22 protein-coding genes are annotated in these 26659 nt (G+C 67.1%); 5 read left to right on the top strand and 17 right to left on the bottom strand.

Annotated elements, in window-relative coordinates:
- Positions 1–8 precede the first annotated feature (8 nt).
- From tssI to tssB, 9 genes are all read right to left on the bottom strand, one after another.
- Entirely contained in the window at positions 9–2015 is a 2007-nt protein-coding gene (tssI, locus tag SD196_RS17355) for a type VI secretion system tip protein TssI/VgrG (RefSeq protein ID WP_416310474.1), read from the bottom strand.
- A gap of 8 nt (positions 2016–2023) precedes the next feature.
- Entirely contained in the window at positions 2024–2518 is a 495-nt protein-coding gene (locus tag SD196_RS17350) for a hypothetical protein (RefSeq protein ID WP_416310473.1), read from the bottom strand.
- A gap of 11 nt (positions 2519–2529) precedes the next feature.
- The gene (gene tssH / locus SD196_RS17345; protein WP_416310472.1) at positions 2530–5082 is read right to left on the bottom strand and encodes a type VI secretion system ATPase TssH; all 2553 of its coding nucleotides are present in this window, start codon (positions 5080–5082) and stop codon (positions 2530–2532) included.
- A complete protein-coding gene (gene tssG / locus SD196_RS17340; RefSeq protein WP_331318742.1) occupies positions 5082–6095 on the bottom strand; it encodes a type VI secretion system baseplate subunit TssG in 1014 nt (337 codons plus the stop codon). The genes tssH and tssG overlap by 1 nt, the downstream gene beginning before the upstream one ends.
- The gene (tssF, locus tag SD196_RS17335) at positions 6059–7885 is read right to left on the bottom strand and encodes a type VI secretion system baseplate subunit TssF (protein WP_331318740.1); all 1827 of its coding nucleotides are present in this window, start codon (positions 7883–7885) and stop codon (positions 6059–6061) included. The genes tssG and tssF overlap by 37 nt, the downstream gene beginning before the upstream one ends.
- Complete coding sequence (tssE, locus tag SD196_RS17330) at positions 7869–8297, bottom strand: type VI secretion system baseplate subunit TssE (RefSeq protein WP_275611264.1); 429 nt, start codon at positions 8295–8297, stop codon at positions 7869–7871. The genes tssF and tssE overlap by 17 nt, the downstream gene beginning before the upstream one ends.
- 12 nt (positions 8298–8309) lie before the next feature.
- A complete protein-coding gene (locus SD196_RS17325; protein ID WP_275611265.1) occupies positions 8310–8807 on the bottom strand; it encodes an Hcp family type VI secretion system effector in 498 nt (165 codons plus the stop codon).
- A gap of 70 nt (positions 8808–8877) precedes the next feature.
- Positions 8878–10365: a type VI secretion system contractile sheath large subunit gene (gene tssC, locus SD196_RS17320; RefSeq protein WP_275611266.1), complete on the bottom strand. Its 1488-nt coding sequence runs from the start codon at positions 10363–10365 to the stop codon at positions 8878–8880.
- A 24-nt stretch (positions 10366–10389) separates the two neighbouring features.
- On the bottom strand, positions 10390–10962 hold the full coding sequence (gene tssB / locus SD196_RS17315) for a type VI secretion system contractile sheath small subunit (RefSeq protein ID WP_275611267.1): 573 nt from the start codon (positions 10960–10962) through the stop codon (positions 10390–10392).
- A gap of 226 nt (positions 10963–11188) precedes the next feature.
- Between tssB and SD196_RS17310 the strand changes: the two genes are divergently transcribed.
- The 5 genes from SD196_RS17310 to tssA are packed head-to-tail and all read left to right on the top strand — an operon-like array spanning position 11189 to position 18695.
- Positions 11189–11644, top strand: a complete 456-nt coding sequence (locus SD196_RS17310; RefSeq protein ID WP_275611268.1) for a type VI secretion protein — start codon at positions 11189–11191, stop codon at positions 11642–11644.
- Between the two features lie 55 nt (positions 11645–11699).
- Positions 11700–13034, top strand: coding sequence for a type VI secretion system baseplate subunit TssK (gene tssK, locus SD196_RS17305; RefSeq protein WP_343573142.1), 1335 nt, complete (start codon positions 11700–11702; stop codon positions 13032–13034).
- A gap of 14 nt (positions 13035–13048) precedes the next feature.
- Positions 13049–13819 carry a DotU family type IV/VI secretion system protein gene (locus SD196_RS17300; protein ID WP_343573144.1) on the top strand — a complete coding sequence of 257 codons (771 nt, stop codon included), beginning with the start codon at positions 13049–13051 and terminating at the stop codon, positions 13817–13819.
- Positions 13816–17640 (top strand): type VI secretion system protein, encoded by a 3825-nt coding sequence (locus tag SD196_RS17295; RefSeq protein WP_416310471.1) that lies wholly within the window; start codon positions 13816–13818, stop codon positions 17638–17640. Before SD196_RS17300 ends, SD196_RS17295 begins: the two co-directional genes overlap by 4 nt.
- A complete protein-coding gene (gene tssA, locus SD196_RS17290; RefSeq protein ID WP_343573148.1) occupies positions 17637–18695 on the top strand; it encodes a type VI secretion system protein TssA in 1059 nt (352 codons plus the stop codon). The genes SD196_RS17295 and tssA overlap by 4 nt, the downstream gene beginning before the upstream one ends.
- A 428-nt stretch (positions 18696–19123) precedes the next feature.
- Here the strand turns inward: tssA and SD196_RS17285 are convergent, their stop codons facing one another.
- The 8 genes from SD196_RS17285 to SD196_RS17250 form a co-directional block, all read right to left on the bottom strand.
- Positions 19124–19669 carry an antibiotic biosynthesis monooxygenase gene (locus tag SD196_RS17285; RefSeq protein ID WP_275611273.1) on the bottom strand — a complete coding sequence of 182 codons (546 nt, stop codon included), beginning with the start codon at positions 19667–19669 and terminating at the stop codon, positions 19124–19126.
- A 10-nt stretch (positions 19670–19679) separates the two neighbouring features.
- The gene (locus tag SD196_RS17280) at positions 19680–20576 is read right to left on the bottom strand and encodes a transporter (RefSeq protein WP_416310470.1); all 897 of its coding nucleotides are present in this window, start codon (positions 20574–20576) and stop codon (positions 19680–19682) included.
- Between the two features lie 110 nt (positions 20577–20686).
- Positions 20687–21388: an NIPSNAP family protein gene (locus SD196_RS17275; protein ID WP_416310469.1), complete on the bottom strand. Its 702-nt coding sequence runs from the start codon at positions 21386–21388 to the stop codon at positions 20687–20689.
- Positions 21389–21402: 14 nt separating this feature from the next.
- Complete coding sequence (locus tag SD196_RS17270; protein ID WP_416310468.1) at positions 21403–22467, bottom strand: maleylacetate reductase; 1065 nt, start codon at positions 22465–22467, stop codon at positions 21403–21405.
- Positions 22464–23132: a phospholipase gene (locus tag SD196_RS17265; protein WP_343573156.1), complete on the bottom strand. Its 669-nt coding sequence runs from the start codon at positions 23130–23132 to the stop codon at positions 22464–22466. Before SD196_RS17265 ends, SD196_RS17270 begins: the two co-directional genes overlap by 4 nt.
- Before the next feature lie 66 nt (positions 23133–23198).
- Positions 23199–24152 carry a glyoxalase gene (locus SD196_RS17260; protein WP_416310467.1) on the bottom strand — a complete coding sequence of 318 codons (954 nt, stop codon included), beginning with the start codon at positions 24150–24152 and terminating at the stop codon, positions 23199–23201.
- A gap of 78 nt (positions 24153–24230) precedes the next feature.
- On the bottom strand, positions 24231–25013 hold the full coding sequence (locus SD196_RS17255) for a citryl-CoA lyase (RefSeq protein ID WP_416310466.1): 783 nt from the start codon (positions 25011–25013) through the stop codon (positions 24231–24233).
- Entirely contained in the window at positions 25010–26509 is a 1500-nt protein-coding gene (locus tag SD196_RS17250; RefSeq protein ID WP_416310465.1) for a class I adenylate-forming enzyme family protein, read from the bottom strand. Before SD196_RS17250 ends, SD196_RS17255 begins: the two co-directional genes overlap by 4 nt.
- Between the last annotated feature and the right edge of the window lie 150 nt (positions 26510–26659).

Raw genomic sequence — 26659 nt, 5'->3', positions numbered from 1 at the left:
CGTTGTCCTCAGTTGACCTTCACCAGGCCGCCCTTGATGGTCAGCATGCCGCCGCCATCCACTGTCTGCTCCGCGCCGCCCTTGTTGGTGAGGCTGACGCCAGCGTCGTTGGTCAGGGTGGTGCCTGCCTTGTTGGTCAGGGAAGTTCCCGCCTGGTTGGTCAGGGACGTGCCCGCCTTGCTGGTCACCGAGGTGCCGGCCTGGGCGGCGAGATCGGCGTCGGTCTTGAGTGTCAGGCTGCCGCCGCTCTGCAGGGTGAGGGTGCCGCTGACCTTGATGGTGAGGTTGCCGTCCACCGTCAGCTCGAAGTTGCCGTTGACCTGGTGGCTGTAGTTGCCGCCGGTGCTGTGAGTCTGGTCGGCGCCGACCTTCACCGTGCGGGTGTCCTTCACGTCCAGCGTGTCGCTGCCGGTCTGGATGGTCACGCTGCGTTTGCCCTTTTCCAGGGTGACGGTCTCGTCGCCTTCCTTCACCGTACGCGTGCGGGCGTTCTGCACGGTGAGCGTCTCGTCGTGGCCGATGGTGGCGGTGCTGTCGTTGAGCACGTTCACCTTCATGTCCTTCTGCGCCTGCAGGAAGACTTCCTCGGCGTCCTTCTTGTCCTCGAAACGTAGCTCGTTGAAGCCGCCGCCACCCTTGGACGAGTTGGTCTTGATGCCGGACTGCGTCTGGTTGTCCGGCAGCGCGTAGGGCAGGGCGTTGTCGCCGTTGTAGACGCAGCCGGTCACCAGCGGGCGGTCCGGGTCGCCGTCGATGAAGGTGACTATCACCTCCTGGCCGATGCGCGGGATGAACTGCATGCCGAAGCCCTTGCCGCTCCACGGCAGCACCACGCGCACCCAGCAGGAGGAGGCCTCGTCGTTCTTGCCCTGCAGGTCCCAGGGGAACTGGATCTTGATACGGCCGTACTGGTCGGTCCAGATTTCCTCGCCGGCCTTGCCCACCACCTTGGCGGTCTGGGTGTGCATGCGTGGCTTGGGCGTGGTGCGGGGAGGGCGGTAGGCGGTGGCCTTGGGGATGGCCTCGAATCGGTTGCGATAGTGCTCATGGTCGGCCTCGTGGGTCACCGAGGTGAGCACCCAGTCGATGTTCAGCGCGGCGTCGTCATGCCCGGTGAGGGTGAACCAGTGCCCCGGCACCAGCCAGCGGCAGTCGCTCTCGCCGATCAGGCGCTTCTCCTGGCTGCGCAGGCCGTCCACGCGCTGCTTGGTCAGCGCATCGCCGCGGGCCTTGGCGGTGTAGCCGCCGGGGTGCTCGTACTGCGCACGCGGCCCGGCCTCCGCCTGCGCCTGGGAATAGAGCGACGTGGTGGGGGTGGTGAACTCGTAGTCAGTGGCGCTGTAGGTTCCGGCCACCGCCTGCAGGCAGTACTGCGCCGAACGGATGCCGTGCAACTCGCGCACGCCGATTTCCTGGCCCAGGTACGGCACCTTGGGCCCGTTGGGGATGGGCGGGAAGGCATCGTTGTTGTCCGCCAGCACCAGCGTGTGCTTGCCCTCTTCGTGGGTGAAGAACCAGAAGATGCCTTCCTCTTCCAGCAGGCGCGAGACGAAGACGAAATCGCTTTCGCCGTACTGCACGCAATACTCGCGCGGTTCGTAGCTGCCAGTCAGCGACAGCTTGAAGTCGGTGAAGCCGTGGGCCTTGAAGATCGTGGTGACGATGTCGCTGGTGGCGAGGTTCTGGAAGACGCGGTTGTTGCTGGCTAGCGTTAGCCACCAGAGCCAGGGGCGCAGCACCAACTGATAGCGGTCGGCGGTGGCGTCGGCGGGGAGCTGGTGGATTTCGGCGACGAGGGTGTCGAGGGTGCGTTGCTGGTCGTCGTTGTGCAGTGTGGTGGTCATATGGCCGGCCACTGAGCCGGACAGTGTGAGTGGGCTGTTGCTGAAACCCTGCAGGCTGAACTGGCCCATCTCGCTCAGCACCTCCTGCCCGGAAAGCGCCTGCGGGTACAGCTCCGTAAGCGCCGGTGCTACAAGGGAAAGGCTGGTGTAGGTATCCGTGGGGCGGGGCATTGGCCGGCTCAGAGGTTAGGGAGAATCTGCAAATGCGCCGTGGCAGCCAACGTCTGTAGTTGAGTGAAATAGCCTATGTCGTTCTGCGAGCGGCTGGCGTGCATTGCCGGCTTGCCGATCCCTAGGCCATATATCTGCAGTATGGGAGCTCTTCGGTACATCATCACGCCACCTTCCAATACGTCGTTGGCGAATGAATAGCACCAGGCATCTGCCACCTGTATGCCGATCACTATCGGACGGCAAAACTCCTTCGCCTTGTTAGCTTTGGTTGTGTACTCGACTATCGCGTTGTCCCCCGTATGATTGGTCAGCATGAAGTAGTTCCAGGCCGAGTCCTGGGAGTGCAGGGTTTCTCCCTCGGTACCTTTCTGTGCCGTGCAGCTCTGCTGCGGTGGCGCCGCCGGGGTTTCATTGGCCACGGGCGCGAATCCCCCCGCAGTCATGTGCGTCAATATCGCCACGGCTTCGGCATAGCTGTTCAGTCCTCTGTAAAGGTCCATCTTCTCCTCCCCTAGGGTTCCAGCACCCAGTTGGCCAACTTGCCGGTGACTTCCGCCATCAACACATTCTCGATATCCCGCGCGCCCGCCGAGCTGCACTTGGCGAGCACCGCTTTCACGATCACCGGATCGAAATCGAACTGCTTACCGGTCGCCGCCTTGTAGCGCTCACGCAGCTTTTCCAGCTTGGCGACGACGATGCCTTCCAGCGTCGCCTCCTCCAGCGGCCGGTAGGGCACTACGGTCATGCGCGCGAGGAAGGCGGCGCGGAAGGCTTGTAGCAGCACCTTGCGCAGGCGGTCGTCGAAGGTGGGCGTGGCGATCTGTTCGGGCGGGGTGTCCAGCAGCAGCTCGGCGCCGACGTTGCTGGTGGCGAGGATCACGGTGTTCTTGAAGTCCACCACCAGGCCGGTGCCGTCCTCCATCACGCCCTTGTCGAAGACGTTGTAGAAGGCCTCCAGCACGTCCGGGTGGGCCTTTTCGATTTCATCCAGCAGCACCACCGAGTAGGGGCGGCGGCGCACGGCTTCGGTGAGTACGCCACCGCTGCCGTAGCCGACGTAGCCGGGCGGGGCGCCCTTGAGTTGGCTGACGGTGTGGGCTTCCTGGTACTCGGAAAGGTTGATGCTGATGAGGTTGCGCTCGCCGCCATAGAGGGCGTCGGCCAGGGCGTAGGCGGTCTCGGTCTTGCCCACGCCGGTGGGGCCGAGCAGGAGGAATACGCCCACCGGCTTGGCCGGGTCGGTGAGGCCGGCGCGGTAGGCCTGGATGCGCTGGGCGATGGTGCCCAGCGCCGCTTCCTGGCCCATTACGCGCTGGCCCATGCGCTGGGCCAGGGTGCGGATGGCATGGGCTTCGTCGGCGAGCATCTTGCCCACCGGGATGCCGGTCCAGCCGGCGATCACCGCGGCCACGGTCTTGGAGTCGACCTGTTCGGGTACCAGCGGGTCGTCTTCGCGGATGGCGTCGAGGCCGGCTTCCAGGCGCGCCAGTTCGGCGGCCAGATGATCGATGCGGCCGTCGAGTTCCTCGTCGGGTTTGGCGGCGTCGGCGCTCTCGCTCAGGGTCAGCAGTTCGCGGCGTGACTGCAGCAGTTCGCGTACCGCCTCGCGTTCTTCGCCCCAACGTTTTTCCAGGGCGCGGATGGTCGCCAGGTTGCCGGCTGACTCCTGCTCCAGGCCGGTGATGCGTGCGCTGTGGTCCAGGCCGGTGGCTTGTTCACGGCGCAGGCGCTGCAGCTCTTCTTCCACCGCCAGTTCACGGTGGCGCAGGTTCTCCAGGGCCGGAGGCACGTCGTGTTGGGCGAGGGCGACGCGGGCGCAGGCGGTGTCCAGCACGCTGATGGCCTTGTCCGGCAGCTGACGGCCGGAGATGTAGCGGTGTGAGAGTTTCACTGCGTCCTGGATGGCCACGTCCAGCACCTGCACGCCGTGGTGCTGTTCGAGCTTGGCGGCGACGCCGCGCAGCATGTCCACGGCGGTGGCCTCGTCGGGTTCTTCCACCTGTACCAGTTGGAAGCGCCGGGCCAGCGCGGGGTCCTTCTCGAAGTACTTCTTGTATTCCAGCCAGGTGGTGGCGGCCAGGGTGCGCAGCTCGCCACGGGCCAGGGCCGGCTTGAGCAGGTTGGCGGCGTCGCTGCCGCCTTCCGCGCCGCCGGCGCCGATCAGGGTATGGGCCTCGTCGATGAACAGGATGATCGGCTGCTCGCTGCTGCGCACCGCATCGATCACGCCCTTCAGGCGTTGTTCGAACTCGCCCTTGACCCCGGCGCCGGCCTGCAGCAATCCGAGGTCGAGTACGCGCAGGATCACGCCTTGCAGGGGCGGCGGCACTTCTCCGGCGGCGATGCGCAGGGCGAGGCCTTCCACTACGGCGGTCTTGCCGACGCCGGGCGCGCCGACCAGGATCGGGTTGTTCTGCCGGCGGCGCAGGAGGATGTCCACGCACTGGCGGATCTCGCCGTCGCGCCCGACGATGGGGTCGATGCGCCCGGCGTGGGCGTCGGCTGTGAGGTCCTGGGTGTATTGGTCAAGCAGGCTGTCCTGGGCCGCTGCGCTGGCGGCTGCGGCCTTGGTCGGAGCGCGTGCGCCGGGTGGCTGTTCGCGGGAGCCTTCGGTCCATTCCAGAAGCTTTTCCCGCAGCGTTTCGTGGGGAATGCGCAGCAGCGAGGATGCGCTGTTGAGTAGCAGGGCGCGGCGTTCCTCGCGGTCGAGCAGAGCGAGCAGCAGCAGTCCCGAGCGGATCGCCGGTTGGCCGAGCACGCTGGCTTGTACCACTGCGTCCTCCAGCAGGCCGATGGTCTGCGGCGAAAGCGCCGGGGTGCGCGTGCTGCCGATGCGGAACAGCTCCAGCGCCGTGTTGATCTCGCCCACCAGTTGGTCGCGCTCCAGGCCGAAGCGCGGCAGCAGCCGGGCGAGGTCGCCGCCGTCGATATCCAGCAGCTCCAGCAGCAGGTGCTCGATCTCGACATAGTGGTGGGTGCGTTGCAGGCAGCGCTGCGCGGCGCGCTCCAGGGCGCGGCGGGATTCCGGGTTGAGGCGGCCGATCAGGCTGGCGAGGTCCATCAGGGCATCTCCGCGTGGCGCAGCGTCAGGTCGATGGGTTGCACGGCACCGCCGCTGCGGCGCAGGCCGGTGTTCCAGTTCAGTCGCGGGGCGTTGCCTCGCCCCAGGGCGAGCGGTCCGCTGGCGCGCACCAGCAGGCGCAGCCGGCAGTCGAGGTCGGGACCGAAGTACAGCGCGCAGAGATGGGTCAGCAGCGGATAGGCGACGCCGTCTGGCAGGAAGTGTCGGGCGGTCGCTTCGTCCAGCGGGCCGAGGCGCAGGTGGAAGCCGGCATGCTCATCCCAGACGCGGGTGCCGGCGATGGCGTCGCGGCCGAGCCCGAGGTTGGCGCCGCCGCGCTTCAGCACGCTGCGCCGGGCCGGGGGAATCTCGCGCCAGGCGCCGGCGTAGGCTTCGCACTGGGCGGGGATGCCGAACTGTTCGCGGAGCATGGCGGCGAAGCCGACCAGCGAGCGGCGATTGCCGGAGAAGTGCGCGCTGCGGGCGAGCACGCTGGCGTCGGGCAGCGGGCCGCGTTCCTGAAGGCCCGCCGGCAACAGGCCGACCAGGGCGCGCAATGGCCGCCGCACGGGCGCTGCGGAAGGTGCCTGGAAGCCCACGGCCAGACGGTGCTTGCGCAGTACGCGATAGAGCAGGCTGAGCAGGCGGTGCTGGAACAGGTCGAGGAACTCGGCGGGGGCGTGATCCTTCTGCCGTGCGCGTTGCTGCAGCCACTCCTGGTAGGCGTAGGGCAGGGCGCCATCGGCACCGCCCAGGCCGAAGATGGAGGTGCGCAGCAGCGGCCGGCCGTCCTCGTCTTCCAAGGCGTCGATCTGGCTGGGGGCGAACACCGGCGTCAGCGGGCCGCGCAGGCGCAGCGCTTCCGCGTCCGGACGGCTGCCGTGTCCCAGGGGCGTAGCCTGGGGCTGTTCGTGTTCGAGCAGCAGCAGGGCCTGCAGCCACTCGAAACGATGCGGCTCGGCGCGCAGGCGCCGGCTCAGAGAGTGATGGGCTGGCCGGCCTGGGGTTGCCATCGGCAAGTCTCCTGGTCCGATTGCACCAGCACCGTACGCACGAAGCGGTTGGCGTTGGCGTACAACGAGAAGAACTGCGCGAGCACGGCGCTGAACAGCACCGCGCTGCCGCCGACGAAGGCCTGGCGCTCCAGGTGCACGCGAACCTCCAGGCCGTTGCGCCAGCCGCGCCAGGCATCGCTGCCGACGTGGTCGACCACGCGTGCGCAGTCCAGCGCAATCAGTCCCTCGATCTGGCGGGCGGCGAGCTTGTCTTCGCTGAAGTCGTGCAGCGAGAGGATTTCCCGCAGGGCGTCCAGGGCCTGCGGACCTTCCACCAGGGACAGGTGGTTGAGCGTCAGTTGCGAGACCAGTTGCCAGCGCGACGGGCCGTCCAGGCCTGGCTGGCATTGCCGGCTCGGCGCGCGCAGCAGGGTGGCGCGGGCCACCGGGCCGGGGCGTTCGAAGGACAGTTCGGTCCCGGCCGGCAGGCGCTCGGCGAGGCTGCGGTTGGTGCACAGTAACTCGGCGCTCAGGCTGTATTGCGGCATGTCTTCCAGCGGTTGCAGAGCGGCGTCGACCAGACTCAGCAGCAGGTCGCTGCCGCGTCGGTTGGGCGTCATGCCTTCGACCCGGCGCGCGTGCCAGTAGAGCCCCGGCGCGCCGGGGCGATGCTGGGTGCCGTGGTAAGCCGCGACCTCCGCCACACCTTGCGGGGTGCTGGCGCGCAGAGAACGGATGCTGTGGATCTCCACCGAGTTCTCGCGGTGGGCATCGGCGACCAGTCGGTACTCGCTGCGTGTGCCATCTGGTCGTAGTGGTTCGGAGGTGCGCGGAAACAGGTTGATTGCCGGTACGCAGCCCAAGGCCAGGTCGCTGGCCTGCAAGTTCAGGCGAGTGGACGCGGGGTGGTCGAAGAGGATGTAGAGAAACAGCTGCTCGCCGCTGGCGCGCAGCCCGTGGAGCGGCAGATCGAAGAAGGCGAATTTGTCGGGGAAGGCGAAGTACTCGGCGAGCAGACGCAAGCCGGGGTGGACGCGGTCGTCCTCGGGCAGCAGGGCCTGTTCGGCATCGAAGCCGACCAGTTGCGGCAAGCCTCCCAGTCGCTGCGGCTCGGCGCCTTCGGCTTCGGCCATGAGGCCGCAGGCATGGGCGCCGAGCAGGTCGAACAGCGCGGCGTTGGCCACCGCGTTGGCGGTCAGATGGATGCGCAGACTGTCGATTGCCAGCGCGGCCCAGCCGCCCTTGTCGAGGCAGCGCAGGTCCAGACGCAGGGCGGCGCGGATGCCGGCGGCGCCGGTGGCGGCTTGGGCTTCTTCGGCCCCCAGCAGCACGGCTTCGGCGATGCGCAGCGGCCACAGCGTGACTTCATCGGTGGTGCGCCAGTGCAGGGTCTGGCCACGCAGTTCCTCGGGCAGGTCGATGCGCTCCTGGCCCGGCACGCTGACGAACAGCGGGGTGCCGCGCGGCAGCCGGTAGCCGGCGCTCAGGTTGCCCTTGGCCGGGTCTGGCTCGAAGCGCACCACGGCGCAGGAGGGCAGGGGGCGCAGGGCAAGGGGGTAGAGCTGTTCCAGCAGGGCATCGCTGAACTGTGCATAGTCGTCGTCCAGGCGGCGCTGCAGGCGCGCGGCCAACAGTGCGAAGCCTTCCAGCAGGCGTTCGACATGGGGGTCGCCGCATTCGCCGGGGCCCAGTTCCAGCCGCCGCGCCACCTTGGGATAGCGCGCGGCGAAGCCCGCGCCGGCGTGGCGCAGCCAGGTCAGCTCGCGCTGGTAGTAGTCCAGCAGTTCAGCGTCAATCGAGTCGCTCATGGCGTACTTCCAGTGTTCCGCCAACGGGGATGAGTTCGAACAGCAGCGGTGCGCGGCTGGCATCCTGGCGCAGGTTGCCGAGCAGGCGGACGCGCAGGCGTTGTGGCTGGAGCGGATCGGCGTCGACCACCACCTCGCTCAGCCCCAGGCGCGGTTCGAAGCGGGTCACCGCGCGGCGGATCTCCCGCGCCAGGTGCAGCCGGTCGGCTTCGCGGCGGGCCTGCAGGGCCGTCCAGTCGGCGATGCCGTAGGCGAGGATGCCGACGCCGTTGCCGGCCGGGCTGCGGCTGTTGAGCAGGCGCGATAGCTCCTGCGCGACCGAGGCCGCCAGTGCGCGGCTGTCGAAGACCGGCTCCGCCTCTCCGTCGTCGGCGAGGCGGTCCAGCAGCGGTGGCCGACCGATGCCTTGCACGGCCCGGTGTCCTTAGCTGGCCAGCTTGTTGGCGGCCATGTCCCAGGTCGAGGCGGCGGTGCCTTCCTTGCTGCCGTCGTCCTTCTGCGCAGTGAGCTCCCATTTGATCTTGGTGAAGTTCAGCGAGACGGTCTCCACCGGCTTGCCACCCGCGCCGCCGCTGACGCTGACGTTGGACAGCACCACGTTGCTCAGGGTGTAGGTGATGAAGGGCATGACTTTGCCGTCGCCCTCGGCGGCGTTGCGGCCGACGGTGAGTGTCGCGGTGGGGATGGCCTTGCCGGCGCAGCAGTATTCGTTGAGCGTCGGGGTTGCAGTGTCGACGAACTTGGTCAGGGTGAACTCGCCGATGTGCGGCTTGCCGGAGGTGCGCTCCGAGTTGCTGACGTCGTTGGTCACCTGCATGGCGACGTTGTGGCTGTATGACATGATTTCGATCTTGTCTTCGAAGCCGGCCAGCAGGCTGTCGCCCTTGATGTCGTCGCCCAGGTCGAGAAGTATCGCATCCATGGTGGATATCTCCGCTGCATGAAAAAGAAATGGAGGTCGAAGGGGCCGCCCGCGAGGGCGGCCCCCTGGGTCAGGCGGCGACCGGCGGTGGCAGGCTGGCCACCAGGCGGATCGAGGCGGTCAGCTCTTCCAACTGGAAGTGCGGCCGCAGGAACACCGTGGCGCGGTAGACTCCGGGCTTGCCGGCAACCTCGCTGACATCCACGCGTGCCTCGCGCAGTGGGTACTGCGCCTTGATCTCCTGCGGGGCGTTGTCGTTGATCAGCACGTAGTCGGCGATCCAGTTGTTGAGGTAGGTCTGCACGTTGTCGCGGGTCATGAAGCTGCCCACCTTGTCGCGCATGATTACCTTCAGGTAGTGGGCGAAGCGCGAGGCTGCGAGCACGTACGGCAGCATCGCCGAGAGCCGCGCGTTGGCGTTGGCTTCGTTGGTGTTGTACTGGCGCGGCTTGTTGGTGGACTGGCCGCCGAAGAACACGGCGAGGTCGGTGTTCTTCTTGTGGCACAAGGCGATGAAGCCCAGGTCGTTGAGCTCTTTCTCGCGGCGGTCGGTGATCGCCACTTCGGTGGGACACTTGAGCGACAGGTCGCCCGCCTGGGTGCGGAAGGTATGCGCCGGCAGGCCTTCGACTGCGCCGCCGCCTTCGCTGCCGCGGATCGCCGCGCACCAGCCGTACTTGCTGAAGGCTTCGGTGATGCGCTGGGCCAGGACCCACGCGGCGTTGCCCCAGAGGTACTTGGCGTGGTCGGTGCCGTCCACGTCCTCGATGAAGTTCATCCCTTCCACCGGCAGGGTTTCCGGGCCGTACGGCAGGCGTACCAGGTAGCGCGGCAGGGCCAGGGAAACGTAGCGGGAATCCTCGCTCTCGCGGAAGGAGCGCCACTTGATCAGCTCCAGGCTCTCGAACACCTTGCTCAGGTCGCGGGGCACCGCCAGTTCGGTGAAGCTGCCCATGTCGAACAGGCGCGGGCTGGCCGCGGCGACGAAGGGCGCGTGGGCTGCCGCGGCGACGTTGGAGAGTTTTTCCAGCAGGGCGATGTCCTGCGGGTGACGGCCAAAGGAGTAGTCGCCCACCAGCAGGCTGAAGGGGTGCCCGCCAAAGGTGCCGTACTCCTCTTCGTAGATCTTCTTGAACAGTGCGCTTTGGTCGAACTCGACGGCCTTCTCCAGGTCGTTCTGCAGGTCCTGCTGGCTGACGTTGAGCAGGCGCAGCTTGAGGCGCGTGCCGGTCTCGCTGTTCTGCACCAACTGGTGCAGACCGCGCCAGGAGGATTCGAGCTGCTGCACCTCGGGGTGGTGCAGGATCTGGTTGAGCTGGGCGCTGATCAGTTCGTCGATGCGACCGATGCGCTCGTTGATCATGGCCACGGTGTCCTTGCTGACGGTCATGCCTTCGTCGAGGACCTGGGTGGCGAACTCCGCGAGCATGTCGCGGGCGTATTCCTGCTGGCTGTCGTCGTGGGCCATGCGGCCGTCGGCGATGATGCGATCGAGCAGGTCGAGGGTCTGGGTGCTGCCTTCGGCGCCTTGCGCCGCGGCGGAGCTGGGTTTGGCCATTGCTGTGCTCTCCTGGCGGCGGGATCAGGCTTGTGGTTCGGCGGGCGCTTCGCCTTCGTCGGCGGCGGCCTGGGCGGTGTCGTTGGCGGTGCCGGCGTCGGCGGTCACCGGATGGGTCGCACGGATTTCCTGCAGGCCCTCGGTGTTGCTCACCACGTCCTGCAGCAACTGGTCCAGCTCATCGTTGCCGTCGAGCTTGGTGAGCAGGTCGCGCAGGCGCTGGCGGGCTTCGAACAGTCGGCGCAATGGCACCACCTGGTTGACGATACTCACCGGGTCGAAGTCGTCGATGTGCTTGAAGTTCAGCTCGACGTTGAGGCGGCTGCCGTCGTTGCTCAGGGTGTTGTCGACCTGCAGCGCCACGCGCGGTCCGATGGATGAGAGCACGTCGTTGAAATTGTCGCGATCGATCTCGGTGAAGCGGCGCTCGCCAAGCTTGGGCAGGGGAGTGACCGGCTTGCCCGAGAGGTCGGCGAGGATGCCCACGACAAGCGGCAGCTCCTTCTTCTCGATGGCGTTACCGATTTCCACGTCGTAGGTGATCTGGACTCGGGGAGGGCGCACCCGGTCCAGTTTGTGCTGCGTGCTTTCTGCCATGCTGGCGAACTCCACTGCGTAGGAGACGGGCACGCCGCAGCGGGGCTCGCTGTCGTCGCGCTCCTTGGCTGGATCACGCGACAGGAAAAGAAAAATGCGATACAGGCCTGTCCTTGGCGATCCCATCTGGCTCGTTTGTCCACGAGCTAATCAAGCACGCTAGATCAGGTTGCTAAAAACGCAAATCGGAAAATAATCTCTGACAGACATTTCACAAGGATGTTTCATGAAGTCGACGAAAGCCTGCCTCTGTGCTGTGCTCCTGGCAGTTCTCGGAGGCTGTTCCTGGTTCGGTCCGAAGGTCGATGTCGACCGTCTGACCCTCGATGTCGCAAGCAAGGCCAACGGCGATTCGCCCATCGCCGTGGACTTCGTCGCGGTACAGGATGCGGACCTGCTCAAGCTGCTCTCGGCGATGAGCGCAAAGCAGTGGTTCAGCGACCGTGAACAGTACCGCCGCGACTACCAGAAGCAGCTCTCCGTGTGGAGCCTGGAGCTGGTGCCGGGGCAGTTCATGGAGGCCCGGGACTTCCCCCTGGCCGGCAAGCCGGCTTCTGGACTTTTGGTCTTTGCCGGCTATAACACTCCCGGCGCCCATCGCATGCGCCTGGATCAGCAGCCCAGCGTATGGCTGCGTTTCGACAGCAGGGAGATGCGCCTGCTGAGTGCCGAGGAGCACTGAACCACCGCCCTGCGAGGCGGCCCATGACAAGCCAGGATGTCGAAGGGGGAGTGGTGTGAGAGTTCTGCCTGACGCAGTTTGTTGGCACGAAGGGATGCAGCTGCTTCCCCAGCACTTCCAGCTCCAGGGACTGCGCGCCGAAGTGTTGTCCGCGCGCCTGGCCCATGCGGCCAACCCCTGGTTCTGGGGGCTCGAACACCTGGAGCTGGACCCTTCCGCCCTGAGTACCGGCGTGGTGCGTGTCCTCGCGCTGGAGGCGATCCTGCCCGATGGCTTGCCGGTCAGCCTCGGCCAGGGCGATACCCTGGTCATCGATGCCACGGCCGCCATCGCCGCCTCTCCGGATGCCAGCATCACCCTATACCTCGCGCTCAGCCCGCTCGCCCGTGGCGGCCAGGTTCTGCCGCTCAAGGGGCGCCTGCAATCCTCCAGCGGGCCGGCCGTTCCGGATCTGGCCAGCGGCGAAAATCCCGAACCCATCGTCGTTTGGCGCCCGGCGTTGCGCCTGGTGACCGAGGCGCAACGTGCCGATTCGGTGTGCCTGCCGCTGTTGCGCATCGGCAAGGACGCCGGCGGCTTCGTTTGCCTGCCCTACGTGGCGCCCACGCCGCGAATCGCTCCAGCCTCGATGCTGGGGCAGGCGCTGGTGGCGCTGTGCGCCCATGCGCGGGAAAAATGCGTGTTCCTCGCGGGTCGCCTGCGCCAGGCGCAACAGGCGGAGAATACCGAGGACAGCCAGGAAATCCGCCGCCAGTTGGCGGCGCTCTGGGCGCGCCTGCCGGAGCTGGAGGCAGCGCTGTACAGCGGCACGGCGAGCCCGGCGCAGTTGCATGGTCTGCTGTGCGGCATGGCCGGCAGCTGGAGCGTGCTTGATCCGCTGGGCGGTGTGCCGGCCTTCCCGACCTTCGATTTCAACGAACTGCTGCGCACCTTCAATCCCGTGATCGAGTGGTTGGAAGTCACCCTCGGACGAGTGCGCGCCGGGTACCGCAGCCTGGCCTTCGAGCGCACGGGTAATGACTTCAGCCTGGCCTTGCCGGACCTTCGTTCGCCGGTCCAGCGCCTGGTCATCGGCCTGCGCATGCCGCCGGGCTGCGGTGAGGAGCAGGCGCACGAATGGTTGTCGCGCTGCATCGTCGCTTCCGAAGCGAGCCTGGCGATACTGGGCCGGCAGCGCATGTCGGGGCTCGAACACCTGCCCATGAGCCGCGCCGAACAGATCGCTTACAGCGTGGGTGAGGACACCCACCTGTTCGTCGTGCAGGCCGAGGGCGACTGGTTCGATCCCGCGCAGCGCCTGTGCCTGCGGGCGGCTGCCCAGGGTAGCGGCAGTGGTGGCAGTCCATGGCAGGTGGTGCTGTTCATCGTGGACGGCGCCGGCGGCGCCTGAGGCAGGAAAGCGAAATGCCCGAAGGGAATCAGGCGATCTACCCCCCATCGTTCGGCGAAGCCCCCTTGAGCCAGGCCTTCCAGGTCGCCTGGCTGGATTGGCGGCAGCGCTGGGAGGACCTGCGGGAGTCGACCGGCGAGCAGGACGTGGTGATCGAGCGGGTTTCCGAGGAGGCCCAGGCGGTAGTTCGCCGTCTGTGGCGCAGCGCCTTCAGTAGCGTCGGCGAGGCGGCCGGCGAGCAGGTCAAGAGCATGGTCTACGCCTTCGTCGCGCTGCTCGACGAAAGCCTGCTGTTCGATCCCTGGAGCGGTCAGACGGCCTGGCAGGAGCGGCCGCTTGAGTCCCGCCTTTACGGCACGCGCAATGCCGGGGAGCGCGTTCCCCAGGCCATCCACCGTTTGCTGGAAACGCGCGCGCCGGGCGCGCGCGACCTCGCCAATGTTTACCTGCAATGCCTGCTGCTGGGGTTCCACGGACGGCTGCGCGGCCCGAAGGGCGAGGCCCTGCATGAGAAATGGCGGCACGCGCTGTTCGCCCATGCCTGGCAGCGCGACGCCGAAGTCCAGGCGCTGCTGGATACCCTGGCGCGCCCGGCAAGCGCCGAGGGCCTGCGCCTGCCGTTGCGCCGCACCTTGCCCGATGGCTTGCGGCTGATGCTGATGGTGGCTGCCGGCGCCTTGCTCCTCATCATCCTCGGGCATGGGTTGTGGAGCGACCTTCGCGGTGAACTGACGCCGCTGCTGGACCTGGCCTGTGTGGCCACTGTCTCGGAGCTGGCGGGGTGAGCGGCTGGCTGGTACTGGCGCTGCTCTTGCTGCTGCTGGTGCTGCTGGCAGCGGGGGGCTTTCTCTGGCTGCGCAGCAAAGGCGGCGAGGCGGTTCGCGCGTTCTACCTGACCGTACGGCAGATGGAGCAGGACCAGGACGTCGCCGATCGCTACGACGTGCCCTGGTTCCTCCTGCTGGGCGATCCCTTGTTGGGTGAGCGCCTGGCTACCGACTGGAGCCTGACACCCGCTGGCCGGCCGGCCTGGTTCGGCCGCTGGTGGGCCGATCAGGATGGCGCCGTGCTGGCGGTGCCGCAGGGGCTGTTCCTGCCGGAAGAGGGCGCGCCATCGTCACTGCAACCCTGGCGGCGGTTGCTTGGCCTGCTGTTGCGGCTGCGCCCACGTCGCCCGCTGGACGGGGTGATCTGGGCCGTGCCGGCGGAGCGCCTGCTGGACCCGGCCAGCCTGGCCCAGGAGAGCATCCAGCTGCGCCGGCGTTTCAATGACCTGCTGCAACGGCTGGGGCTGAGCCTGCCGGTCTACGTGGTCGTCATCGGTTTGGAGGAGCTCGGCGGATTCGCCGAACTGCGTGCTGCGCTGCCGGTTGAGGTTCGCGAGCGACCGCTGGGCTGGGCCTCGCCCCTGCAGGCGGATGCGGCCTGGCAGGGCGAACATCTGGAGCGCGGCTTCGACCAGGTGCTGCAGGCCTTGCAGGCGGCAATTCTCGAAGCCGGCGTGCTGACAGGACAGTTGAGCGAGGAGCTGTATCGCTTCCCGCAGACGCTGGAGAGCCTGCGCGAAGGATTAAGGCAACGCTTGGAGCCGGTCTTCCAGGGCAATGCGCTAGGTGAGGCACCGCGCCTGCGGGGTCTGTATTTCAGCGGCGCGTTCCGGGGGGCGGCCAGTGACGATGATTGGTCGCTCTCGGCTCGGGACGAGGCCCCCGCCCAGTTGCTGTTCACCCAGCACCTCTGGCAATCGCGCCTGCTGGCCGAGCGCGGGCTGGCGCAGGCGGTGCCACGGGTGCTGCGCCTGCGCCAGCGTTCGCAGCGTCTGCTGGGCGCCGTCGCCGGTGTCGTCGGGGTCTGCTGGCTGCTGGGGATGCTCTGGGTCTGGCACGAGGATTCGCGCGAGGCGCAAGCCCTGGGCCAGCGTATCCAGGCCATGCAGCACGGGCAGGGCGAAGGCGCGGCGAGCTCTGCGGCGCCGGGCGATAGCGCACGGCTGCGCCTGCAAGCCTACTGGGCATTGCTGCAGGGGGCGCCGCGCTGGCATTACCGGTCCCTGGTGTACCCCAGCTCCTGGTTCTCCGGCTTCGACGGCCAGATGGACGAACTGCTCAGGGACCTGACCCGGCGCGAAGTGCTGGCACCCCTGCAGCAGGCGCAAGCGGCTGACCTGGTTCGGCTGCGCGCCATCCGCAGCAGCGAGCGTCGCGCCAACGTGCAGAGCGACAGCCCGGAACAATGGCCCAATTTCGTCGCCGCCCGGGAGCTGGCTGGCGGTGTCCTGGCGTTCGAACAGCGCAACCGCTGGTACAACGAGCTACGCACCGGCACCTCGAAAAATCCCCTGGAAAGCATCGCCAAGCTGGGGGAGCAATCTTACGGCCTGACGCTCGAACCGGGCGCGCTACGCAACGCCGGCTACCTGCAATCGGTACTCGGCCAGGGCATTCCGGAGGCTCCGGCGCCGGTCGATCCCGGCCCGCGGGATGGTCCGCTGGCGCGCAATTTCGACGACCTGATGAACCTCTGGCTCGACCAGTTCTTCCTCTCCGATAACTTCGTACGCCCGGCCGGCTTCCTGCGTCTGCACCTGAACGAACTCAAGGCGCGACAAGGCAACAGCCTGGAAGAGCTGGAGGAAACCGCCGCGCAAATCGATGCCCTACGCAATATGGTGGCCCTGACCAACGCCGCCTGGAGCCATGGCAATGCCCAGGAGATAGTTCCCGGCTACCGTGCGTTGCTGGATGACGTGCGCCAGTCCTACCTGCTCGGACCCACTGCGGAAGCGGCGGTGACCAGTCAGGCGAGCAAGCTGCAGCGTGCCTTCCATGACCAGTGGATTGCCGCCGCCGGCTCCCGCGACAACCTGCTGCAACTGCAACCCGGCGGAACCCTGGCCCTGCAGGATCACGTGGTGGCACTGGGCAGCGCCATCGAATCGCTGATGCGCCAGGATTTCGCCGGTACCGCCCTGCGCCAGCAGGCGCAGGATGCCGACCCGCGGCGTCTGGGCAACCTCGACGCCCACGCACTGAATGCCGCGCTGGCGTACTACGACAGCTATCGCAAGTACAGCGAGCAGGAGCAGGCGCGGATACCGGCCGAATACCGTGACGCACTCGCCGAAAGTACCGCCGCCGCCGCGGCCGGCGCCATGTGGAGCAGCCTGACCCAGTCCGTGCCATCGAACGGGGCTGCTGCGCAAATCACCTTCGACGTCCCGCTGGAGCCGGCGGAGCAGGTGCGCCAGGCCCTGGAAACCCTGCAGCGCAATGATCTGGCCAATGCGCTGGACATCCACCTCACCCGTGGTGCGCTGGCCGACGTCAACACCGTGCTGAAGTCGATCGACGCCTTGCCCTTGTTCCGCGTGCGTTCGGAGCCCTCCGGCTGGGACGGCTCGCGCAATTTCGGCCTGCAGCTCTATCGCTCCACCGACACCCAGGATCTCAAGCGCAACCTGGCCCAGCAGTTCGAGACCATGCTCGCCCTGAGCGAGGACCACGCGCCCGCACTGACCTGGCTGAGGGACCGGGGCAACCTCGGCTTCGCCGACCAGGACAAGGTGCGGCGCTTCGCCGACCTCAGCGATGAGCTGACCAAGTACAAGGCACAGAACCCGACGAGCTCGCCCATGCTGCTGGACCAGTTGGTCACCCGCGACTTCGTGGAAATGGACGCGGCAAGTTGCGCCAATATCCTGCGCACCTCGGCGCTGGTCCCCGGGCAGGGCGACGTGGCGCGGTTCACTCGCGGCTTGCACAGCCAGGCGCAGCAGCGTTGCCTGGAGTTGCAGCAGAAGGATGCCGCCGCGGCCTGGTCCGCCATTGCCGACTATTTCAACCAGTATCTGGCCAATCGTTTCCCCTTCGCCTACAGCCTGCAGGCCGAAGACGCGGACCCGGCACGGGTGCAGCACCTGGTCGAGCTGCTCGACCAGAACCTCGCGCGGGCGCAGGAGGGCCTGAAACTCAGCCAGTCGGTGGATCGCGCTGCCGCAGCGGATTTCCTCCAGCGCCTGCAACTGGCCCGGGCCTGGATGGGCCCGCTGTTCCAGCGCGACAAGGGCGGGGCGCAGGGCGTCGATCTCGACGTGCGCTGGCGCACCGACCGTGAAGCCGAGCGCGGCGCTGACCAGGTCATCGCCTGGACGCTCTATGCGGCCGACCGGCCGCTGAGCTTCCCGGGTGGCGATGGCCAGCGCCTGCACTGGAATGTCGGCGAGCCGGTGAAGGTGCTGTTGCGCTGGGCCAAGGACAGCCCGCAGCGGCCGGACATCGACCCGCAGCAGGCAAGCATGGCGGTGGCCGACCTGGAAGTGGGTTGGGAGTACGCTGGCCCCTGGGCGCTGATACGCATGCTGCGCTCGCACCTGATCCTGCAACGCCAGCCCAGCGCCGACTACACCGACTTCCCGCTGGCGCTGCAGGTGCCTATCCGCGCCCCCAACAGCCACGAGCCCGAGGCACGGATGTTCCTGCGCGTCTCCCTGATGACCCAGGACGCCAAGCAGCCGCTGTCGGTCCAGCCGCTTCCCGTACGTGCGCCGCGCACGCCCTTCAGCGGTATGGGTGTCGCGACCGTTGCCGGCACCCAGGAGTTGCCATGATTTCAGAGCAGGCGCTACAGGCGCTGTTGCAACCTTTGTCGGGTGATGCACCGTGCGGCGAATCGCTGCGCTACGACCCCTTGATGGACCGCTTGCGCGAGCTGCGTCGCGAGGAAGATACGCAGCTGCCGACCGGGGTCTGGCAGGCCGAGCCCAAACGCGCCGACTGGGTAGCGCTGGCGGCTCTGGCCGAAGAGCTGTTGCTGCGACGCAGCAAGGACCTGACCATCGCCGCTTACCTGGGCGAGGCTTGGATCGTCATGGAGGGGCCGTCCGGCCTCGCTGCCGCACTCGGCTTGCTGGCCGATCTCTGTGATGCCTACCCCGAGCAACTGCACCCGCAGGCCGCCGATGGTGATCAGGAGTGGCGCGCTGCACCGGTGGCGTGGCTGGCCCGCCGCTACACCGAACTGTTGCTCACCCGCGTGCCGCTATGCAGCGGCTGGCCGCAGACCACCCTGCATGGCTGGCAGGAGCTGCAGCGAAGACAGGTTCAGGTCAGCGACAACAAGGCCGACAAGGTGGCGGCGGAAAACGCACGGCAGGAACAGAAGCGACTGGATGAGTCGGTTCGCAGCGGTGCGGTGAACGGCTGGGCTGCCACCCTGGCCCAGCTGGAAGTGGCGGCCGGGCACCTCCAGCGGCTGGACGCCTGGTGCGATCGCCAACTCGGCGATGCAGCGCCGAGCCTGCATCAACTCGCTGCGTCCATGGACGCCTTCGTCAACGTCATTCAGGGATGCAAGGCCATGGCACCACAAGAGTTCGCACCCGTTGCCGTGTCGGAAACCCACGCGGAGCCCGCATCCGTCGCGGCAGAAGTCCCGGCTCCGATGCCCGCCGGCGGTCCTCCGCAGAGCCGTGAAGAGGCCTACCGTCAGCTCACCGCCATTGCGGAGTACCTGGCGCGCACCGAACCCCACAGCCCGGTACCGTACATCATTCGCCGCGCCGTGGAGTGGGGCGCCATGCCCTTGAGCGCGCTGATGGACGAACTCGTCCACGCGGATCCCGAGGCCCGCCGGGTCTGGGTTATGCTGGGGGTGCTGCGTTGACGTCCGGCTCAAGGGAAACGACAGCGCGTCAGACTGATGGTTGTTCCGGCGATCGTCCGCGTCCGACCTGAAGCGGACGTTCAGCCTTTAAGGCACGTAAAAACGAGTTGGCATCTTGATAGCCAATCAGGAAGGAAATCTCTCCGGGAGGGATGCTCGAATTCATGCAGGATTCCGCCTTGCTGCTGACCGGATGCCTGCATGAAATTGGTCAACAGCTCGCGCCATTTGCCCGCGTCCAGCACGCACTCATAGCAAAGCCTTACCAGCTCATCCCGTTGACGGATCCGCTGTGCGTGCGGTCCGGGCTTACGGATAGATGCCGTTTGCAAGCGGCGGCGGACCGTGGTTCGTTGTCCCAAACGAGCCACGATCTCCGACCACTTTCCACCATGACAATTCAGTAGCCCGAAGCTGCGCCCCCCTTGTCAACTGAACAGCCACTTTGCGGCTAGCCGCGTATACCTGGGCATCACGAGATAGACCATCAGGAAAACCAGCACCGCCGCGACCAGCAGGCCGAACAGCCAGGGTTCCCGCAGCGGAGCGATCCAGTTCTGCAACGGATGCAATATCCAGTGCAGCAGTTGGGTCAGCGGGTAGATGGCCGACAGGGTTATCAGGAACTGCTTGAATGGCCTGGCGTGCAGCGGCGCCAGTCGAGAGGGTGTGAACCAGAACTCCAGGCCCGTCTCGATCTCGCCTTCCTCGATGGACTGCAGCCACGGCCGCGCGCGCTCCAGCAATCGCTGGCGGGTGGGAGATTCGATCCAGTCCCTCAGGTGCTCGTGGGTGTCGAAACGCAGAACCAGGGAATAGGGGGCCTGCGTGCCGTGTGGGCGAATGATCGCCACGCCCATATGTCCGGGATACTGGCGGGAGGCGTTGGAGATGTCGCGGATCCAGGCTTCGTAATCGCTCTGGTATTGCGGCGCCACCTGGTGGCGGATGAGCAGGGTCACGGCATCATGCATGGTCCGGCTCCTAGAGCGGGAAGACTGCGCGCAGCCACAGCGCGTCGCCTTCGGCGCGGTTGCGCACGCCGGTCTCGTGGTAGCCCTTGGCGGTGAGGAACCAGCCCTGGCCGCTGTCGTAGCGCAGCGCCGGGCCGAGGGCGCGGGAGGCGCCCTTGTTGTCGGGGTACCGGTCTCCGTCTACTTCGTCGTCGGTGATCTGCTGGTAGAAGTAGCCGCCCACACCCACCGTCCAGCCGTTGCCGAAGGCCCAGCCCGCGGCATAGTCGACGATGAATTCGTCGCCGGAGCGGTAGTCGGTGTCGTGGTTGCGCGCGTTGATGCCGTACATAACCTTGGCGTCGGCGTTGAACCCCGTTGCGTTGATGTACGAGATGCCGCCGACCAGGTGAGTCGCCCAATAGTTGCGGCCGATGTTGGCCAGGTCGTTCTTGTCGTATTCGCCGGTTGGCGCGAAGACGTCGATGGCCGCCACGGTGTGCAGGTTCGGTGACAGGTGCCAGCCGATCGCCGGACCGAAGACGATGTCGCCGACGCCCGTCTTGCGCTGCGAGCGCCCACCGGCGGAAACGTCCAGCGACACCACCGGAACGATGGTGTGCAGCGCCAGCGTTCCGCCCAGCAGTTCCTGTGGGGTGACCCAGATGAAGCGCGGCGCGACGGCCTCTGCGCGTACCTTGAAGCCCTGGACCGGCACGCTGCGCCCATCGTTGCCCTTCAGTTCGTCACTGCGGTAGTGCTGGGCATCGACCATCATGTAGGTGCCCGGCGGCGGCAGGGCGCAGCAGCCGAAGCCGTTGACGCCCGGCGCATAGACGCTGCCGCCGCCTTCAGTGGCGAGAACGTGAGGCGCAATGCCTAGGGTGCCGAGCAGCAGGGTGGAACGAACGAGGGTGCAGGTTTTCATTGTTGTTGTCTCCTGGCGGTGGGTCGATGTTCGGGACGAGCGCGTCCCTCCGTACGGCGTCGGCCGGTACGGTGGCAGCGGCAGCGGCAGCGGCAGCGGTGGTGGCTGGGTCAGTGGGTGAACAGCGGCGACATGTCCGCCACCGGGGATGGCTCCAGCAGGCGCACGTCACTGGCGACGGTCAGGGGCGCCAGGCTGCGCAGGAAGCTGGTCCACGCGGGGGAGTGACGTAGCTGCTGGCGGTGTTCCATGAGCGCCGAGAGGTTGGGAAATCGGCGGTAGATCAGCACCTCGTTGAGTGTGCCGGCGATGGAGCTGAAGGCGGCGAATACGCCGTTCAGTGCTACCGGATCATCGCCGAGGGCGTGCTGGCGAAATGCATCCCAGCAGGCAGGCACACCGCCGGCGGAGAAGCTCAGGGTGGTCTGCTCGACAAGGTTGTCGGCGCGGAACAAGGCGCCCAGGGCCGGCAACCAGTCCTGACCGTTGCCCCAGTGCGGGGTCAGCTCCGGCAGCGGCGCGGGGAGCAGGAACTTGCTCTCCTGGCGCGCGATCAGCGGACGGATCACCCGGAAATACGGCTGCAGGCGAGTCTGCCCATAGATGCCGTAGAGCCGGCTGTGCCAGTCCTCGAAACTGTCGTAGCGATACAGGCTGACGATCTGGTCCGTGGGGCCGCTGTGTGTGGCAAAGGCACCGATCAACCGTTCGAAGATCGGTCGCAGGCCCTGTTCGCCGCGTTCCCGTTGGGCCTCCCAGAACAACTCCTCGGCACCCAGGTGCAGGGTATAGGCACGGTACTCGATCAGCATGGCAGCCTCTGCATTCAGCGGGGTTCGGCGCCGTCGAAGGCGCGTTGCAGCAGCGCGCGCAGCGCCGTGCGGTCGAGCGGGCGTGGGTTGGGGTAGGGCGCGGCCACGGCGAGGTCGGCAGCGCGGTCCAGACCATCGGCGGGCATGCCGATCTCGCATAGCGAGCGGGGGGCCTCCAGCTGGCGGCCAAGGGCGACCAGTCCGGCGATGCCGTCCGCGCTGCCCAGCGCGCGGGCCAGCGCCTGCATTGCCTGTGGCGCAGCCTCGGCGTTGTAGGCCAGCGAGTGGGGCAGGATCACCGTGTGCAGCTCGGCGTGGGGCAGGTTGAAGCTGCCGCCCAGCACATGGCAGAGCTTGTGGTGCAGACCCATCTGTACCCGGCCGAGCACGGCGCCGCATAGCCAGGTGCCGTAGAGCGCGTCGCCGCGCGCGTCGAGGTCGCCGGGGTCGCGCTGCAGTGCCGGCAGTGCGGCGGCCAGGGCGCGGATGCCTTCCTCCGCCATCAGCTTGTGCACCGGGCTGGCGTTGTGTGCATAGAGACCTTCGGCGGCGTGGGCGATGGCATTCATGCCGCTGCTGATGCTTATTGCCAGGGGCAGGCCAACGCTCAGCTCGGGATCGTAGATCACGGTGCGCGGAGCGACCTTCCAGTTGCGGCCGGTCTTCTTCTCGCCGTCGACGGTAATGCCGTACAGCGGGGTCATTTCCGAGCCTGCGTAGGTGGTCGGCAGGGCGAGGATCGGCAACGACGACTCCAGGGCGATAGCCTTGGCCAGACCGATGGTGGAGCCGCCACCCACCGCCACGCAGGCATCGGCCCCGATCTCGCGGGCTACCTCGATGGCCTTGCGGGCGGCGTCCAGCGGCACGTGCATCACTGCGCCGCCATACACTCCGGCGCTGCGTTCGCCGAGCAGAACGGCGATACGATCGCCCAGGGCGGTCTGGTCCGGGGTGGTCAGCACCAGGGCGCGGTGAGCGCCGAGTGCCTCGAGTTCAGTGGTGACCTGCTCGCGGCTGCCGCAGCCGAAGATCACTCGCGAAGCGGGCTCGTCATGAAGGAAGGCCTGGATACTCATGGTCTGGTTTCCTGATGCAGTGGCTCGGCGTCCAGCAGGTTGCGTGCGTAGCCGATCTCGGTGTCACGAATGCCGTGCTCGAAGGCCGGCTCGATATGCAGATGCACTTCGGCGCCGGCAGCGCGCAGCAGCGCGGCGCTTTCCTGCACGCTTTCCGGCGGCACATACGGGTCGTCATCCCAGCTCGACAGCAATACCGGCAGGTCGCGCAGGGCCGGGCGCATGGTGTCGCGCGGCATGCCGGGCGGGCCGACCAGGCCGCCGGTGAAGCTCACCAGCGCGCAGTAGCGGTGAGCGCTGCGCCAGGCGAACTCGCAGCACAGGCAGCCGCCCTGGGAGAAGCCCATCAGCACCTGGGACGAATAGGGAAAACCCTGCTCCACCAACTGCGCGGAGAGCTGTTCGAGGCGTTCCAGGGCCTGGGACAGGCGCGGCTCGTTGGCCTCCAGCGGCGCGATGAAGCGTTCCGGGTACCAGCTGCCGCTGTCCGCGGTAGGGGCGAACCAGGTCAGGTCGGCGCGGCCGAAGCGCTCGACGACCAGTTGCTGCATCAGCTCAGCCGACTGGCCGCGGCCATGCACGAGGATGACCGCCAGCCGCGCCTCGTGCGGTGCGGCGCCAAAGACCCTGACGGGTGGTTCGAGGTGAGGGTTGGGTAGTGCCATTGCGCGTCTCCGGGTTGCCGATCAGCCGTGGCATGGCCGCCAGCGCGGCGGCCGCAGGTCGGACCGTCAGTCGTATTTCAGCGATTCCAGCGAGGCGAGGATTTCGTCACGCTGATGGCGGAATTGCGGAGCGATCATGATTTCCGAGCCGAGGTTCTCGTAGCTCTCGTCGATCAGGAACGCTTCCGGCTTCGACACGGTGGCTTCGAACATCGCGCCACTGGGCGTACGCACGTAGATCGACTCGAAGTACCCACGGTCCTTGCGTTCGGATGTGTCGGTGAAGCCAAGGCCCTCCAGGCGGCGCTTGACGCTGTCCTGCACCTGGTGGTCGGCGACCTGGAACGCGCAGTGGTGCACCGTGCCTTCACCATAGGACCAACTGGCCTGCGGAAGGCGGGACTCCAGGGCGAAGTCGACATACCGGCCGGAACCGCCCTCGCCGAACTGGAAGCGGGTGAACTTGCCGTCGCGTGCGGTTTCGCTGGCAGTCCAGGCGTCGATCATGAACTCCTGGGAGGACTCCATCGCCGGGGCGTTGATGACGATGGTGTGCAGTCCGCGGATCGCCAGTTCAGGCGGGACCTGGCCGTTGGAGTAGGGCTTGCGGTCGTCGTCGGCGATGCCGATCAGCTCATAGGGAATGCCACAGGGGTGGGCGAAGCTCAGCACCTGCTCGCCGAAGCGCTCGCTGCGCTGGACGTCGAAGCCGTGATCGGCGAGACGCTTGGCCCAGAAACCGATGCTGGATACCGGAACCGACAGGCTGATGGTGTTGATCTGGCCGTTGCCGCGCTGGCCCTTGCGGCCGAAGTGGGCGACCGGGAAGCAGGTCAGCAGGGTGCTTTCCTCGCCGACGTCGTTGCCGTAGTAGAGGTGGTAGAAGGGTTTGGATCCGTCGTAGATCAGGGTCTTCTTGACGCTCTTGAGGGACAGGACCTTGGTGTGGAAGTCATAGTCCTGCTGGGCAGTACCCACGCTCAGGGTGATGTGGTGATGACGCTGAATTGCCTGGTTCATGATGGGGTTCCTCATGATTTTATTGTTGTCGGTGGCCAAGTCAGGTTGGTACTGCACACGAGGGCTTGGCGGTTTTCCTCAGTGATCGGTGGGGTGTTCTGCGGCGCTCATCGCCTGGTCGACCAGGTCCCAGATGAAGCGGCCCGAGGGATCGCGCTGCTCTTCGGCGATGTGTGCGACCAGCCCGGCGGCGCGGCTGAGCACGGCGAAGCCGCGCATCAGTTCCGCTGGCACGCCGATGTCGCCGAGCAGGGCGGCCACCGCGCCGGTGGCATTGATGGTGATGTGTCGCCCGGCGGCCTCGTCGATGGCGCTGGCCAGTAGCGTTAGCGCCTGGCAATGCTGGCCGAAGGTACCGGCCTGGACGGCCAGTTCGAGCAACGCCACGGCACGCGGGTCATCCGGCCGGTGCAGGTGATGGCCGAAGCCGGGGACGGGCTCGCGCCGGGCACGGTGTTCGGCGGCGATGCGCCGAGCTTCGGCGGCCCCCTGCTCGCCGGCTTCCACGATCCTGCGCAACAACCCGGCGGCCGGCTCCATGGTCCCGACGAAACGGCTGGCTACGGCCAGCAGCCCGGCGGCGACGCCAGCCTGGAGATTTTCCGGGGAGCTCGAGTAGACCATTCGTGCGGCGATTACGCTGGGCGTCAGGCCGTGCTCCATCAGGGTCACCAGCACGGCGTCGACAATGGTCAGCTCGGCTGCGCTGGGGTGCCGGCCGAAGGTCTGGCGCAGGAACACTTCAACGAAGCTGGCCTTGCCGATCAGCTCAGTGACCAGGTTGGCGTCGCGATAGTGGATGGCGTCCGGTCCGTGGCTGCACAGGCGGGTGCGTGGGGTGGGGGGGTGCTGGCTGCTCATGATGCCTGGCTCGCTTTCAGGATGGCTTCGCGTACTGCGGGCTTGAGTACCTTGGCAACGGCGCTCTGCGGCAGCACGTCGAAGAAGTGGATGTGCTTGGGCGTTTTTACCGAGCCCAGTTCGCGCTTGACCAGGCCGATCAGCTCTTCGGCGCTGGCCTGCATGCCGTTGCGCAGGCGGACCGCTGCGTGCACCGCCTCACCCCACTTGGGATCGGCGATGCCCACCACCGCGCAGTCGGCCACCGCCGGGTGCGAGGAGAGCACGACCTCGACGTCGCTGGGATACACGTTGAAGCCACCGGTGATGATCACGTCGCGCAGGCGGTCGCGCAGGAACAGGAATCCGCGCTCGTCGAACACCCCGGCGTCGCCGGTGCGGAGCCAGCCGTTCACCAGGGTCTTGCGGGTTTCCTCCTCGGCGTTGAGGTAACCGCCCATCACCAGGTCGCCACGTACGGCGATTTCGCCTTCCTCGCCCGCTGGCAGCGGATTGCCCTCGGCATCGACGATGGCCACCTGGGTCAGCAGTGACGGGCGGCCGATGGAGGTGAGGTTGTCGCCGTGCATCTCCTGCGGCGGCATGAAGGTGATGATCTGCGGTGCTTCGGTTTGCCCATATGAGGTGCACAGCACCGGCCCGAATACCGCCTGCGCGGCGCAGATCTGTTCCGGCCGCATGGGGGCGCCGCCGTAGACGAGGTAGCGCAGACTGGAAAGGTTGCGCGGTGCGTGGCGCTGCTCCTCGGCCAGGGATTGGATCAGCGTTGGCGGAGCGAAGAAGATCGTTGCCCGGTGCTGCGCCGCCGCATCCAGCAGCGCGGCAGGGCCGCTGCCGTCGGGGAAGACCAGCGCACCGCCGGCGCCGAGCAGCGGCAGCATGTAGGTGCCGGTGCCGTGGGTGATCGGCGCGGCGACCAGATAGCGGTCGTCCGGCGTCAGGCCTAGCTCATGGATTTGCGTGACGATGTTGGTGTTCCAGGCCCGTAGCGGTTGGATGACGCCCTTGGGCGTGCCGGTGGTGCCTCCGGTGAACTTGATGGCCTGGGCGTATTCCAGGGAAACCCCGGCCCGCGAGTGCGGCCCCATGGCGGGTTCGATGGTCGCGGGGGTGTTGCGGCGCAGCGCATCGAGCAGTTCCAGGCGTGCCGGGATGCCGGTCAGGCGTGCGGCCATCGCTTCGTCGGCGAGTACCAGGCTCGGCTCGGCGAACTCGACGATACGGCGCAGTTCCGGATCGCCATTGCGCGGGTTGAGCGGCACCCAGACCTTGCCGGCAGCCAGTACGGCGAGCAGGGCGAGCAGGTGGTCCACGCTGTTGGCCGCGGCAATGCCGACCCGGCTGCCGGGCAGCGGATCGAGGGCGGTCAGCGCCGAAGCACGGGCCAGCACGGTATCGGCCAGTTCGCGAAAGGTCAGCGAGCCGCTTGCGCCGATCAGCGCGGTGCGGTGAGGGAAACGCTCGGCCGAGCGCCAGAGAAAGTGAATCGGGTACATGCGGGCTCCTGCGGGTGGCGGCTGGTGATCCCAGGGCGAAAGCCGGAAGGGCTTCGTTGGTTCAAATGTTCGAACATTCGAATATTCATGTCAATGCCCTTTTGCCGCGTTATCATCGGAGGCATTCGATTGCCCTCCGAAAGGCCATGA

The organism is Pseudomonas macauensis, from assembly GCF_047902425.1.
In the GTDB taxonomy this organism is placed as follows: Bacteria; Pseudomonadota; Gammaproteobacteria; order Pseudomonadales; family Pseudomonadaceae; genus Pseudomonas.
The sequence above is the reverse complement of the archived record's forward strand: the minus strand, read 5'-3'. Positions and strand labels throughout refer to the sequence as shown.